This is a genomic window from Aminithiophilus ramosus, from assembly GCF_018069705.1.
Taxonomy (GTDB): domain Bacteria; phylum Synergistota; class Synergistia; order Synergistales; family Aminithiophilaceae; genus Aminithiophilus; species Aminithiophilus ramosus.
The window spans coordinates 230025-243388 of record NZ_CP072943.1; the positions used below are offsets into that span (position 1 = coordinate 230025).

The window sequence follows — 13364 nt, forward strand, 5'->3', positions numbered from 1 at the left end:
GAAAAAAGGGGCGTCCTCTTTTGCGTCCGTCAGAGAGGCCCGGTTTTCCCGAGGATCGGGACAAAGGAGAGGAAACGATGGACGGGAGATGGATCGAGGAGAGATGTGCCGCCTGCGGAGGCACGACGGCGGTGTTGTTGCGGAACGTGAAGGAGGGCAGAACGCTTTTCGGCCGTAACGCCCACAGGGAAATGGCGGCGGCGAGCACGATCAAGGTTCTCCTGCTGGAGGCGCTCCTGGAGGAGAAGGTCTCCTGGCGGGAGACGATCGCTCCCCGCGCGGAGGAGAAGGTCCCCTACAGCCTGGTCTCGCTTCTGGACAATCCCCTCTGGTCCGTCGGCGACCTGGCCCGCCTCATGATCCTCGACAGCGACAACACGGCCACGAACCTTCTCGTCGACCGCCTGGGCATGGAGAGGATCAACGGGGCGGCCGTCTCCCTGGGGCTCGAGGGCACCCGTTTCCGCCGGAAAATGATGGATCTCGACGCCGCCCGGGCCGGAAGGGAGAACGTCACGACCCTCTCCGACCAGGCCCGCCTCTACGAAAGCCTCTATGCCCTTTCGCGGGGTCTTCCCTTCGAGGCCGCCGACGGGGAGAGGACGACGACGGCCGAGCCCTGGGGAGGGAGAGAGGGGGCCTGCCGGGCCCTCGACATCCTCCTCCACGTTCGGGCCAACGCCATGCTTCTGCGTTATTTCACCGAAGAGGAGTGCCCCCTGGCCCACAAGCCCGGCGGCCTTCCCTACGCCCAGCACGAGGCGGGTATTTTCTTCCCCGACCCCCCCGACGGGGTGCCCTATTTCTTCGGCGTCTTCACCACCGGTCTTCCCGAGCCGGAGGCGAAGGAGCTCATCGGGCGCCTGTCGCGTTACGTCTACGAGACGAGAAAGGAGTGGCTCCATGACTGACGCCGTCATCGGTCTTCCCCTCTGCACCCTCTATGTCGAGGCCCGGGAGGGGAGCGAGGTGGCCGACGAAGTCCTCCACGGCATGAGCGTCACCGTTCTTGGCTCGGAGGAAGAGTGGCTTCACCTTCGCACGTCCTACCGCTACGAGGGATTCGCCCGCCGCGAGGCTGTCCTGAAACCCTCTCCCGACGGATGGGCCGAAAGGGCCCGCTCCGTCGTCATCGCCCCCTTCGCCGACGTCATGGACGGCCCCGCCTACAGGAACACGATCGTGACGACTCTCCCCCGAGGGGCCCGGCTCCTTCAGGGGGCTGCCGTCGAGGCCGACGGTCAGTGGTCTCCCGTCGCTCTGGCCGACGGAAGGGAGGGCTTCGTCCGCTCCACCTCCCTCCGTTCCCTGCGGACCTGGAACGAAGTCGACGAAGAGCGGACGCGGGAGCGCCTCGTCGAGGACGCCCTTCTCTATCGAGGCACCCAGTACCGGTGGGGAGGCAAGACGCCTCAGGGCATCGACTGCTCGGGCCTCTGCTCCATGGCCTACCTCCTCAACGGCCTGGCCATCTACCGCGACGCCGCCATCAGGGAGGGCTTTCCCGTCAGGCCCGTCGCCGCCGAAAAAGCGCGCAGGGGCGATCTGATCTTCTGGCCCGGCCATGTGGGCCTCTACCTCGGCGAGGGGCGGTACGTCCACTCGACGGGCTTTTCCGGCGCCGTCGTCGAAAACTCTCTCCTCCCCGGCGACGGGTACCGCGACGACCTGGCCCGCTCCGTCTCGGCCTGGGGAAGCGTCTTCTGATCCGATCGGGGTTTTTCCCCTCGGCCACAAGAGACCTTCCGCAGGGCTCTTCCCCGCCGGGTCTTCCGACGGCGGAGAAGGGCCGACGAAGCAGCAAAAGACACATGAAGGAGGGTCGCGCCATGAAAATAAGGAACCTGCGTCTTCTTCCCCTCTCCGTCCCGCTGCGCCGCGCCTTCAAGACGGCCCGGCGTTCCGTCGATCACCTCGACGACCTCGTCCTCTTCGTCGAGACCGACGGGGCGATCGAGGGACTGGGAGCGGCCCCCCCCACGGGGCTCGTCACGGGCGACACGGCGGGTGCCATCGCCGGAGCCCTGACGGATCACATCGCTCCGGCCCTCGTCGGCCGCGACGCCGAGGATCTCGAGGGCAACCTGGCCGTTCTGGAGGCCTCCATCGTGGGCAACGGCAGCGCCAAGGCCGCCGCCGACATCGCCCTCCACGACCTCTGGGCCAAGGTGCTGGGCCAGCCTCTCTGGGCCCTCTTCGGCGGCGGGGGCGCGCCGATCTTCACCGACATCACCATCAGCGTCAACGATCCCGACGAGATGGCCCGCGACGCCGTCGACGCCGTCGGCAGGGGGTACCGGACGCTGAAGATCAAGGTGGGCAAGGAGAGAAAGCGCGACTTCGAGAGGATCGCCGCCATCCGGTCGGCCGTCGGATCGGGGCCGGCCCTGCGCCTCGACGCCAACCAGGGGTGGAAGCCCGGCGAGGCCGTGCGCCTTCTCGAGGCCATGGAGGAGGCCTCTTTCGCCATCGAACTGGTGGAGCAGCCCGTCGCCGCCCACGACCTGGAGGGCATGGCCCACGTCACGGCCCACAGCCCCGTTCCCGTCGTGGCCGACGAAAGCGTCCGCACCTCCAGCGACGCCCTGAGGATCTTTCAGCTCAGGGCCGCTCACATGATCAACATCAAACTCATGAAGTGCGGCGGCCTGGGGGAGGCCCGCCGCCTCATCGCCCTGGCCGAGACCTTCGGCGCCGGAGTCATGTTCGGTTCCATGCTCGAGGGCAAAATCAGCGCCGCCGCCGCCGTCCACCTCGCCTCGGCCCGGAGGGCCGTCGGGGCCATCGACATCGACGGCCCCCTCCTCTGCGCCGACGATCCCTACCTGGGCGGGCCCCAGTTCCTCGGCCCCGAAATCGTCCTCTCCCGCGAGCCCGGACTGGGCGTCCGCGGTCTGCGGGATTCCGCCCTGCCCTGAATCGGGGCCTTCGGAATCAGAGCGAGATGCTGCCGAAGCCGAGTTCGGCCTCCACGACGAAGGCGCGGAACCGCTCGGCGGCGGGAGGAAGGGCGCGCCCCTCCTTCCAGAGAAGACTGATGTCGCGGAAAAGGGGCGGAGAGGAGAGCTTCAGGGCCGCAACGGGGTAGGTGTCGAGAAGGGGGATCCTGGGCATGATGGTCACGCCCTGGCGGGAGCTGACGAAGGCGGCCATGGCGTTGCACTCCTCCGCCTCGAAGACGACTTTGGGCGTCCAGCCCGCCGATCGGAAGAGGGCGTCGACGAAGACGCGGAGCCCGCTTCCCCGGTTGGCGATGATGAAGGGATCGTCCCTGAAGTCTTCGAGGTGTACCTCTTTCGCGTTTCGCAGGGGGTGTTCGTCGGGGACGACAAGAAACAGCTCCTGAGAGAATATGGGATAGGATTGGATAGGTTTTTCGTGATATTCGCTGGAAAAGGCCAGGTCTATCGTTTCTGTCTTTAATTTATCGATGATTTGGTTTTTCATTCCCTGATAAAAATTAAAATAAACTATATTATTTAATTCCTCTTTTTGGAATTCGCTGATGATCTTGGGCAGAAAATCGAAACTCACGCTGTAGATGTAGCCCAGGTTGATGGTTTCCCTGTCGAGAGAGAGCATGGCGGCCAGCGTCTTCTGTCCCTCTTCTATGGCCTCGAGGGATCGGCTGGCATAGGGGAGAAAGGCCGCTCCGAAGGAGGTCAGGGTCGTCTTGCTCCCCCGTTTTTCGAAGAGGGGCACGCCCAGCTCCCTTTGCAGCTCCGCGATGGCGTAGCTGAGCGTCGGTTGGGCGATGTGCAGGGCGGCGGCGGCCTTCGTGTAGTGCAAGATGTCCGCCAGGGTGCAGAAACAGACCAGCTGTTGGAGCGTCACCTGAACCTCTCTCCTCTCCGTTCGGCTTTCTCGAAAGATCACCGGGTCGCCTTTCTCCGGCGCCGTCTCCCCAGCCTAGGCTGGCGGGGCGGCGCCTCTCCTTTCGCCCCGGTCCCGAAGGCGCCGAGGAGGCGCCGGTCGGGGCGCCCTTTCCCGTCCCGCGAGTCCGACCCTGCCGAACGCGTTGTTTTCGTCGACGGGAAGGGCGTCGCGGTGTACTCGTCGATAGATGTGCTCTATCGGGGCCATTGAAAAGGACCATTGGGATTTTCTTTACGATACCGTTATGATTGACACAAGGCAAGAAAACAAAAGACATTGCCATATCTGATCGAACGGGTCTTGCTGTTTTGTCCTTTGGATAAAACGGTCATCTCGGCGCATATTCCATTTTTGCGTAAAATATTGTTTTAAATAGCAATTTTGGGGGGAATAAATATTGAAAATACCACAAAAAATATCAGTTTGCGAAGTGGGACCAAGGGATGGACTTCAGAACGAAAAAACACTACTTGACGTGGATAAAAAAGTTAAATTTATAGATAACATCCAGAATGCAGGAATAAAGATAATTGAGGTGGGGTCCTTCGTCAATCCCAAGGCCGTTCCCCAGATGGCCGATACGGAAGAAGTTTTTAGTAAAACGAAGAAGATGGATGGCGTGGAGTATCGCGCTCTTGTGCTGAACGCCAGGGGTTTGGACAGGGCACTCCAGTGTGGAATCAAGAAAGTCAAGTTCACTCTTTCGGCCAGCAGGTCCCATCAGATTGAAAACGCAAATCATGCTGTCGAGGACATCTTCAAAAAGCTATCGGAGCTGTCGGACATCGCCTCACAAAATCATGTCGTGCTTTCGGGCGCGGTCTCGACGGCCTTCGGGTGTCCCTTCGAGGGAGTGGTATCGCTGGAAAAGATCCTTTCCGTCGTCGAGCGGTTCGTCGAGGCGGGAATCACCGAAATTTCCCTTTCGGACACGACGGGGATGGCAAATCCGAGACAGGTCCACCGGACCTGCCTGGAGATGAGGGAAAGGTTCCCCTCCGTGCTCTGGAGCCTTCATTTTCACAACACGCGGGGCATGGGGCTCGCGAACGTCCTCGCCGGAATGGAGGCGGGCGTGACGCGCTTCGACGCCAGCCTGGGCGGGTTGGGCGGCTGTCCCTTCGCCCCGGGGGCCACGGGCAACATCGCCACGGAAGATCTGCTCCATATGTGCGAGGAAATGGGCATCGAAACGGGCGTCGATCTGGACCGGGTCATCGCCGCGGCACGTTCGCTGGGGGACTGGGTTGGCCACGAATTGCCCGGCGCCGTTCTGAAGGCGGGGAAGACCGGCGATCTCCATCGTCGCTGCGCGAAAAATCCACGGTAGAAAAGGAGAGGACCTCGAAATGGCCAGGGAAATCACGGAAGAACAGCTGCAGGAACTCGATGGGCTCATCGCGAAGGCGAGGGCCGCTCAGAAGGTCATCGAGACCTACGATCAGGCGCGAGTGGATCGTCTCTGCCAGGCCGTGGCCTGGGCGATCTCCAACAAGAGGACCTTCCTTGCCCTCGTCGAACAGGGCATCGAGGAGAGCGGCCTGGGCGATCCTCTTTCCCGTCAGGGCAAGCGCTTCAAAATCCGGGGCATCCTCCGCGACGCCCTCAGGCAGAAGAGCGTGGGGATCATCGAAGAGCTTCCCGAGAAGGGCATCGTGAAGTACGCCAAGCCGGCCGGCCTCATCGCCTCTCTCGTCCCCACGACAAACCCCGACCTCACGCCGGGAGGGCAGGCCGTCTACGCCATCAAGGCCCGCGATGTGGTGATCTTCTCCCCTCACCCCCGGTCGAAGAGGACGACCTTCGAGAGCGTCCGCATCATGAGGGAGGCTCTGGAGCGGGAGGGTGCCCCCGCCGATATTCTCCAGTGTATCACGTTGCCTTCCATTCCCATGACTCAGGAGCTCATGGCCCGGGCCGATCTGGTGATCGCCACGGGCGGACGTCCCATGGTCAAGTCGGCCTACAGTTCGGGCACGCCCGCCTACGGCTCCGGCGCCGGCAACTCGACGATGATTTACGATGAGACGGCCGACGTGATCGAGGCCTGTCACAACACGATGCTGAGCAAGACCTCCGACTACGGATCGGGATGTTCCGCCGACGGCAATCTCATCGTCTCCGACAAAATCTACGAGGCCGTCCTGAAACAGCTCGAGGTGGAAGGCGGCTATTTCGCCTCTTCCGAGGAGCGGGAGAGGCTCCGACAGGTCATGTGGGACAATGAGGGACATCGTCTGGCCGACACGGTCGCCATCTCGCCCCAGAGGCTGGCCGAGGCCGCCGGTTTCTCCATCGCCGAGGACAGGAAGTTCATCTTCGTCCTGGGAGACGGCATCGGCAAAGAGCATTTCTTCTCGGGCGAAAAGCTGACGACCCTCCTGGCCGTGCACCGCTACGAGGGCGAGTTCGAGAACGCCCTGGACATGATGCGCGGGATCTACGAGGTGGGCGGGAAGGGCCATTCCTGCGGGATCTACTCCTTCGACGACGATCACATCCACCGCCTCGCCATGGCCGCTCCCGTGAGCCGGATCATGGTGCGGCAGCCTCAGTCCAAGGCCAACGCCGGATCGGCCAACAACGGGATGCCCATGACGTCCAGCCTGGGTTGCGGGACCTGGGGCGGCAACATCATCTCCGAAAACATCTGTCTCAAACATTACATGAACACGACCTGGGTCGCCCATCCCATTCCGGCCGACATGCCCTCTCCCGAGGAGCTGTTCGGCGAATTCTACGATCCCGAGATGGATCGGTGAGGGGGGTTTTCTCTAAGCCGTCGCGTCGAGGTCCGCTGGCGGGATGTCCGCACGGGGCATCCCCGACAGGAAGGGAGGTCTTCTGATGAAAAAGATGCGTCGTATCGTCGGTCTCGCGCTGGTGTTCGGCTGTGTCGCCGCAGGAAGCGCTTCGGCCGAAAAACTCAATCTCATGTGGGGCTCGACGAGCGCCTCTTCGGGGCTCTACCCCATGAACGTCGCCATGGCCGACGTCGTCAACCGGGTCCTCGACGACGTTCACGTCACCGTCGTCGAGACGGGAGGAACGGGAGACAACTTCAAAGGAATGGAGCGGGGCGAGCTCCAGTTCGGCCAGGCCTCGGACTGCAACATCCACATGGCCCAGACGGGCACGGGCATCTACGAGAACCGCCTGATGAAGGAGCCTCGCATGCTCTTCGTGGCTCATCCTCTGGCCTATGTCGTCGCCGTCACGGAGGAGAGCGGCATCAAAGACCTGTCCGGCCTCGACGGCAAGCCCTTCAGTCCCGGACTGAAGGGGAGCGTTTCCGAAATCCTCTACTACAGGGCCCTCCCCGCCTTTGGAATCAGGCCCCAGTTCGTCCCCTCCAGCACCGGAGACGCCGTGGAGGCGATGAAGGATCGGCGCATCGTCGGTTTCTCCAAGGCCACGGCGACGACCGTCCCCGATTCGGCCATTCAGGATGTCGCCACGTCCCGTCCCGTCCGCATTCTCGGTTTCAACGAGGAGGAGAAGAAGGTCTTCAAGGAACTCTTCCCCGCCTACGGCTTCTTCACCGTACCGGCCTCCGTCTATGCCCAGGAGGGGGATGTCTCCGTCGTCGGCGAGCGTTTCGGCGTAAGCGTTGCGGCCAGTCTGCCCGAAGAGGTCGTCTACCGCATTTTCAAGGCCCTCTACGAGAACAGGGAGCAGATCGCGGCCACCTATGCCGGCATCAGAGGCCACGACGTGCTCGATCTGACGGCTGACTCCGTCTGCTGGCTCCACCCCGGAGTGATCCGCTATTTCCGGGAGATCGGCATCGAACCTCGCCCGGAGCAGATCCCTCCCGAGTACAAGGCGAACTGACGCGACGGCCACCCTATCGAGCCGTCGGGAAAGGCCCGAGGGAAAAAGAGGGCTCTTCGTGTCCCACAGGAAGAGCCCTCTCCGCCCGCAGGGGACCGGCCGCGAGGTGAGGGGCAGAGCCGCGATGAAGGTCTGCCGCGCCTCTCGGCCGATTTCCCTCCCGAGGCGCCGCGCCCTTTCTTCCCGACGCCTCCCCTGGAGCTTCGCGATGCCCGAAAGCGCCCTTTCGTGCCGGCACCATCTCCGCGACGGATAGCCCGATGGGTTAGGAAGAGGGGATCTGCCTGCCTTCGACAGACCACATTGAGGGGGAGAGAACGTGAGAAAAGAGGGTCACTGGACGGGGTTCAATTTGATTATCCAGATTTTCGCGATAGCTTTTGCCTGTTTTCATCTGTATACGGGTATCTTTGGGGTCTTTCAAAACATCATACAGAGATCCATCCATGTCGGCGGAGGCGTAGTTCTCTTTTCGTTGCTTTCCATAAGTAAGAAAATTAATTCAGAAAAAATCTCAACCAGGACAAAGATGTCTATCATTGTTGACGTTGCTATGGCTCTTTTTTCTGTTTTTGCTGTTGTCTATTTGACGTCAAGTTTCGATAGAATCATGGATCCCTTGTTTGAAATAACCAATAAAGACATTTATGTGGCGCTATTATTTACTTTAGTTATTCTAAATATAACAAGAAAACTTATTGGATGGGCTATCCCTGTTATGGCTCTTTTTTTCGTGTTTTATGCGCTATATGGTAAATATTTTCCTGGGATATGGCGTCATAACGGAATCAGTTTGGAATATGTCGCTGAAATTCTTTTTTATTCGGACAGGGGATTGTGGGGTCTCGTGACCGGTATCTCGGCTTCGATCATCGCCATTTTCATGATTTTCGGCGCCGTGCTGTTCGCGACGGGCGGAGGGAAGGCCTTCATGGACATCGCCTGTTGGTCCACCGGCTCCTCCTTCGGCGGGGCGGCGAAGCTGGCCACCGTATCGAGCGGCCTTTTCGGCATGATCTCGGGGAGCGCCGCCGCCAACGTGGCGACGACGGGAGCCTTCACCATCCCTTTGATGAAGCGCCTGGGCTACGCTCCCGAATTTGCCGGAGGCGTCGAATCGTCGGCGTCGTCGGGAGGGCAGATCATGCCGCCCATCATGGGGGCGGCGGCCTTCATCATGGCCGAGACCCTCGGCATGTCCTACAGCAAGCTCGCTCTGGCGGCCATCATCCCTTCGGCCCTCTTCTACTTCGGCGTCCTGGCTTCCATCCACTATGAATCCAAAAGGATGGGGTACAGAGGGCTTCCCGAAAGCGAAATCCCCCATATACGGGACATCCTCCACTACAAGAACTCCGCCCCCATCTTTCTGCCGATCTTCGTCCTCATCTACTATTTCTTCGCCGGCTACACGCCGTCGACCTGCGCGCTGCGAGCCCTCGCGGCGGCCGTCGTCCTCTATCTCCTCTCCGAGCCCCGAGAGGCTCCGACGAGGGTCCGGGTCCTCCTGGAGGGGCTGGCCGACGCCTCCCGGGACATGCTCCCCGTCCTGGCCCTCATCGCCTGCGCTCAGGTGCTGCTGGCCATGATCGGCCTGACGGGAGTCGGCATCAAGTTCACCAACATCATCGTGGCCCTGGGGCGCAACAACATCCTCCTTTCGGGCCTCTGTGCCATGATCGGCACCATGTTCCTCGGCATGGGGCTTCCTACAGTGGCGGCCTACCTCGTCTCCTCGGCCGTCATGGCTCCCGCCCTTGTGGCCGTGGGCGTCTCCCCCATCGCCGCCCACTTCTTCATCTTCTACTACTCGATCTTCGCCGGCATCACGCCGCCGGTCTGCGGGACCGTCTACATCGGCGCCGCCATCGCCGGGGCGAACTGGCTCAAAACGGCCTGGGTCGCCATGCGGCTGAGCGTTGGGGCCTATCTCGTCCCCTTCATGTTCCTTTTCTCCCCGGCCCTGCTTCTGGTCGGAACGCCCGAGGAGATCGTCGTCCTTTCCGTTACATCGGCCGTCGGCATTTTCGCCCTGGCCGTAGGGGGCATGGGCTATTTCCTCCTGCCGGCCACGGCAGTCGAGAGGATCCTCTTCTCTCTGGGAGGTCTCTGTCTCGTCAATCCCGGAGCTCTGACGGACGGCATCGGCATCGGTTCGGCCCTCGTCGCCGTCGCGATGCAGGTCTACCGGAGAAAGAGTCGAAGGGCCCAGGCCCTGAGCTAGACGGAGAAAGGAGCCATCGATCATGTTGCAGACCCATCTTCCCAGAAAGATCCTTTTCGGAGAGGATTCGCTGGATTTTCTCGCCTCTCTCGACGTGCGGAGGGTCGTGACCTTCGTCGACGAAATTTTCGACCGCTGCAACCCGGACCTCATGGAGCGCATGGAGAGCCTCTGGAAGGAGAAGGGGGTCCAGTGCTGGCGCTATTTCGGGGAGGGCAAAGAGCCGACTCTGGCCTTCGTGAAAGATAGGGCCCGCTGCCTCATCGAACACGAGCCCGATCTGATCGTCGCCGTCGGCGGCGGTTCGGTGATCGACGCCGTCAAGGTCATGGAGGTCTACTACGAGCACCCTCACATCACCGACGCCGAGCTTTTCGACCGCTTCAACCTGCCCCCTTTGCGCCGCAAGGCCCGTTTCGTCGCCATCCCCACCACGAGCGGCACCGGCTCGGAGGTGACGCCCATCGGCGTCCTCTGCGTCCCGTCGGAAGATCCCCGGACGCCTCTGGTGAAAAGGGGCATCGCCGATTACCAGCTGATCCCCGACTACGTCCTTCTCGATCCCCGTTTCACCCTCTCCATGCCTCCGTCGGTGACGGTCTCCACGGCCATCGACGCCTTCGTCCACGCGATGGAAGCCTACGTCTGCGCCAGGCCGAAGAACGCCTTCACCGATCCCTTCGCCCTCGAAGGCATGAGGAAGGTCCTGTCCTATCTTCCCAAAGTCATGGAAGACCCGGGCGACCTGCGCTACCGGGGAGAGCTGCAGATCGCGGCCACCCTGGGCGGCCTGGCCCTCGCCGGCCGGGGATCGGGCGCCTCCCACGGCGTGGGGAAACAGCTCTCCTCTCTGGGCCCCGTCGCCCACGGCGTTTCCGTCGCCGTCATGCTCGAAGCCGTCATCAGGCTCAACGCCGGGGCGCGCCTCGCCGAATACGCCGAAATCGCCCGTTATCTGGGCCTGGCGGCCGTCAGCGACGAGGGGGCCCTGGAGGGGCTGATCGCCCTCTGGAGGGAGCTGCTCGATCGTCTCGGGCTGCCGAGGACGATCGAGCAGCTGGGAATGGACCGCGCCCTCTTCATGGAAAAACTCGACAGCATGACGAAGAACGCCATGAGCGACGCGGCGATGAGGTCCAATCCCGTCACGCCCTCGTACGACGAGGTCCGGAGGATCTTCCTGACCCTGGCTCCCTGAGGCAACGCCGGGGTCGGGTCCTCCAGGGAGCCTCAGGCCCAGATCCTGCCGGGGGCTCTGTCGGGAGGTGCTCCTTCGCTCTCTTCCCTCGTCGCGACGGACAGGCCTTTCGGAAAGGAACTCTTTTTTCGACGGAGCGAGCCGAAACCCCCCCTGGGGTTTCGGCTCGCTCCGTCGGAGGGGAAGCAAACCCGAATCAGCAGGTCTTTCAAGACGAACTCCGTCGGATCCGCGGATGGGAGGTCCGTTCAAATCCCCTCGCAGGTGCGGGTTCGAGGCGACCGTTTCGCCTTACAGACCCCTCCTGGCCGGACCGATGGACGTCCATCCTGGTTTTGCCTGTGGATCGGGGCAAAACAGGCCACTTGACTAAAGCAGGCCGATCGGATAGATTTAGTCAAACGACTAAAAATGGAGGTTTTACCCATGACGACCTATTCGACGGGGGAGGGGACGCGGCGGGCTCTCATCGAGGCGGCAGGGGAGCTCGCCGCCGAGGTGGGCTTCTCCAGCGTCTCGACGCGGGCCGTCGCCACGAGGGCCGGGGAGAACGCCGGGAGCATCCACTACCACTTCGGCGGCAAGGGGAACCTCTTCGAGGCTGTCCTCCTCGAGGCGACGAAGCCCATGAGGGAGGAGGTCCTCGCCGACGTCGTGGCCGTCTACGAGCCCCTCCTCGCCACGGCCGCGGGGAGGGCCCGGGCCCTGCGGATCTTCGTCCATGCCATGATCGAGGCCCTTTTCCGCGACGGCGAGCCGGCCTGGGCCTGTCGGGTCGTCTACCAGGTCCTGCGCAAGGCCGGCCCTCTCCGGGACTTCGTCGTCGAGAAGGTCGTCGATCCCTGGCTGTGTGCCGCAGAAGGCCTCTTCCGGGCCATCGATCCCGGCCTGACGGAGGAAGAGCCCCTTCTCCATTCCTTTCTCGTCGCCATGCCCATCTATTTCCACGCCGACTACATGGACGTCATTCTCGATCGGATGGGCCTCGACGGCTACGGAACGGCCTACCTGGCCAAGCTGGAGGACCGGATCGTCTGGCAGACGCAGCGTTATTTCGGGCTGCCCTGCGACGGAGGCGAAAGGAACCGATGAAGATGGCAAAAGGACTGAAACTCCTGTTCCTTATCGTGGTCCTCGTTCTGGCTGCCGTGGCCTTCTTTCTGGTGGTGCGCCGGGTCGGTTCGGCCGCTGGAGGGGCCGAGGCCGAGCTGAGGGCCCTTGCCGCCGAGCCCCGTCCCGCGGCGATCGAGGCGGTCCGCGGGGCCTCGTCGGGAGGTCGGCGCTACCCGGCCACGGTCCGGGCCTCCAAGGAGGCCCCCCTCTCCTTCCGCGTCGCCGGTCCCCTCGTGGCCGTTCCCGTACAGCCCGGCGACCGGGTCCGCCGCGGCGATCTTCTCATGGAGATCGACCGCCGCGACTACGACGACGCCATCCGCGTCCTCGAGGCTCAGCTCGCGGGCGCCAGGGCGGCCCTCGAAAAGGCCCGTCTCGACCTGGATCGGGCCAGGCCCCTTCTGGCCGAGGGGGTCATCGCCCAGGCCGCCTTCGACGGGGCCGTCAGCGCCCACGATACGTCCGCCGCCTCGGTCCGGGACATCGAGAGCCGCCTCCGCATCGCCCGTCACCAGCTCGCCGACGTCCGTCTCCTGGCCCCCTTCGACGGCATCGTCGCCGCGAAGACCGTCGACAACCACGAGATGGTCGCCGCCGGCCAGGTCGTCCTCACCCTGCTCGACATCTCCAGCCTCGACGTCAGGGCCGAAGTGCCCGAGGACGAGATGGTCCGCAAGGACCTCGTCCCGGGACGGGAGGCCCTCGTCGAGTTCTCGGCCCTCCCGGGCCGGGCCTTCACGGCCCGGCTCAAGGAATGGAGCGCCGCCCCCGACAGGGTGACGCGGACCTACGCCGTCACCTTCTCCCTGGCCGCCCCCAGCGAGGGACAGGTCCTGCCGGGGATGACGGGAGAGCTTCTCTGGCAGGCGGCAGGCGACGACCGTCTTTCCGTCCCCGTGGGCGCCCTCTTCTCCGACGAGGAGGGGCGAGAGGCCCTCTGGGTCTTCGATGACCGGACGTCGACGGCGTCGAAGCGCGTCGTCGAGACGGGCGGGCTCGTCGGCCGGGACCGGGTCTCCGTCGTGAAGGGTCTCTCCGGAAACGAGCGGGTCGTGGCGGCCGGACCGGCCTTCATCGTCGAGGGCATGAAACTTCGCCCCCTCTCGCGCTGAGGCCGGG

At 63.1% G+C, this 13364-nt stretch carries 11 protein-coding genes; 10 read left to right on the forward strand and 1 reads right to left on the reverse strand.

Going from position 1 to position 13364, the window contains the following annotated elements; translation table 11 throughout:
* Positions 1-77 precede the first annotated feature (77 nt).
* From KAR29_RS00945 to KAR29_RS00955, 3 genes are all read left to right on the forward strand, one after another.
* A complete protein-coding gene (locus KAR29_RS00945) occupies positions 78-911 on the forward strand; it encodes a serine hydrolase (protein ID WP_274373786.1) in 834 nt (277 codons plus the stop codon).
* On the forward strand, positions 904-1707 hold the full coding sequence (locus KAR29_RS00950; RefSeq protein ID WP_274373787.1) for a C40 family peptidase: 804 nt from the start codon (positions 904-906) through the stop codon (positions 1705-1707). The genes KAR29_RS00945 and KAR29_RS00950 overlap by 8 nt, the downstream gene beginning before the upstream one ends.
* 122 nt (positions 1708-1829) lie before the next feature.
* Positions 1830-2918 (forward strand): dipeptide epimerase, encoded by a 1089-nt coding sequence (locus KAR29_RS00955; protein ID WP_274373788.1) that lies wholly within the window; start codon positions 1830-1832, stop codon positions 2916-2918.
* 16 nt (positions 2919-2934) lie between these two features.
* Here the strand turns inward: KAR29_RS00955 and KAR29_RS00960 are convergent, their stop codons facing one another.
* A complete protein-coding gene (locus KAR29_RS00960) occupies positions 2935-3834 on the reverse strand; it encodes a LysR family transcriptional regulator (protein ID WP_274373789.1) in 900 nt (299 codons plus the stop codon).
* A 439-nt stretch (positions 3835-4273) separates the two neighbouring features.
* Between KAR29_RS00960 and KAR29_RS00965 the strand changes: the two genes are divergently transcribed.
* The 7 genes from KAR29_RS00965 to KAR29_RS00995 all read left to right on the forward strand — a co-directional run bounded on the left by KAR29_RS00965 (position 4274) and on the right by KAR29_RS00995 (position 13357).
* Positions 4274-5206 (forward strand): hydroxymethylglutaryl-CoA lyase, encoded by a 933-nt coding sequence (locus KAR29_RS00965; RefSeq protein ID WP_274373790.1) that lies wholly within the window; start codon positions 4274-4276, stop codon positions 5204-5206.
* 19 nt (positions 5207-5225) lie between these two features.
* The gene (locus tag KAR29_RS00970; RefSeq protein WP_274373791.1) at positions 5226-6638 is read left to right on the forward strand and encodes an aldehyde dehydrogenase family protein; all 1413 of its coding nucleotides are present in this window, start codon (positions 5226-5228) and stop codon (positions 6636-6638) included.
* Between the two features lie 85 nt (positions 6639-6723).
* Positions 6724-7710, forward strand: a complete 987-nt coding sequence (locus KAR29_RS00975; RefSeq protein ID WP_274373792.1) for a TAXI family TRAP transporter solute-binding subunit — start codon at positions 6724-6726, stop codon at positions 7708-7710.
* A 319-nt stretch (positions 7711-8029) separates the two neighbouring features.
* Positions 8030-9934, forward strand: coding sequence for a TRAP transporter permease (locus tag KAR29_RS00980; RefSeq protein WP_274373793.1), 1905 nt, complete (start codon positions 8030-8032; stop codon positions 9932-9934).
* A 22-nt stretch (positions 9935-9956) separates the two neighbouring features.
* On the forward strand, positions 9957-11132 hold the full coding sequence (locus tag KAR29_RS00985; RefSeq protein ID WP_274373794.1) for an iron-containing alcohol dehydrogenase family protein: 1176 nt from the start codon (positions 9957-9959) through the stop codon (positions 11130-11132).
* Positions 11133-11558: 426 nt separating this feature from the next.
* Positions 11559-12224 (forward strand): TetR/AcrR family transcriptional regulator, encoded by a 666-nt coding sequence (locus KAR29_RS00990; RefSeq protein WP_274373795.1) that lies wholly within the window; start codon positions 11559-11561, stop codon positions 12222-12224.
* Positions 12221-13357 carry an efflux RND transporter periplasmic adaptor subunit gene (locus KAR29_RS00995; RefSeq protein ID WP_274373796.1) on the forward strand — a complete coding sequence of 379 codons (1137 nt, stop codon included), beginning with the start codon at positions 12221-12223 and terminating at the stop codon, positions 13355-13357. Before KAR29_RS00990 ends, KAR29_RS00995 begins: the two co-directional genes overlap by 4 nt.
* Positions 13358-13364 lie beyond the last annotated feature (7 nt).

Bases quoted from the DNA above. Each gene is read 5' to 3' on its own strand.
- KAR29_RS00945 (WP_274373786.1), top strand. From the start codon at position 78: ATGGACGGGAGATGGATCGAGGAGAGATGTGCCGCCTGCGGAGGCACG.
- KAR29_RS00950 (WP_274373787.1), top strand. From the start codon at position 904: ATGACTGACGCCGTCATCGGTCTTCCCCTCTGCACCCTCTATGTCGAG.
- KAR29_RS00955 (WP_274373788.1), top strand. From the start codon at position 1,830: ATGAAAATAAGGAACCTGCGTCTTCTTCCCCTCTCCGTCCCGCTGCGC.
- KAR29_RS00970 (WP_274373791.1), top strand. From the start codon at position 5,226: ATGGCCAGGGAAATCACGGAAGAACAGCTGCAGGAACTCGATGGGCTC.
- KAR29_RS00975 (WP_274373792.1), top strand. From the start codon at position 6,724: ATGAAAAAGATGCGTCGTATCGTCGGTCTCGCGCTGGTGTTCGGCTGT.
- KAR29_RS00985 (WP_274373794.1), top strand. From the start codon at position 9,957: ATGTTGCAGACCCATCTTCCCAGAAAGATCCTTTTCGGAGAGGATTCG.
- KAR29_RS00990 (WP_274373795.1), top strand. From the start codon at position 11,559: ATGACGACCTATTCGACGGGGGAGGGGACGCGGCGGGCTCTCATCGAG.
- KAR29_RS00995 (WP_274373796.1), top strand. From the start codon at position 12,221: ATGAAGATGGCAAAAGGACTGAAACTCCTGTTCCTTATCGTGGTCCTC.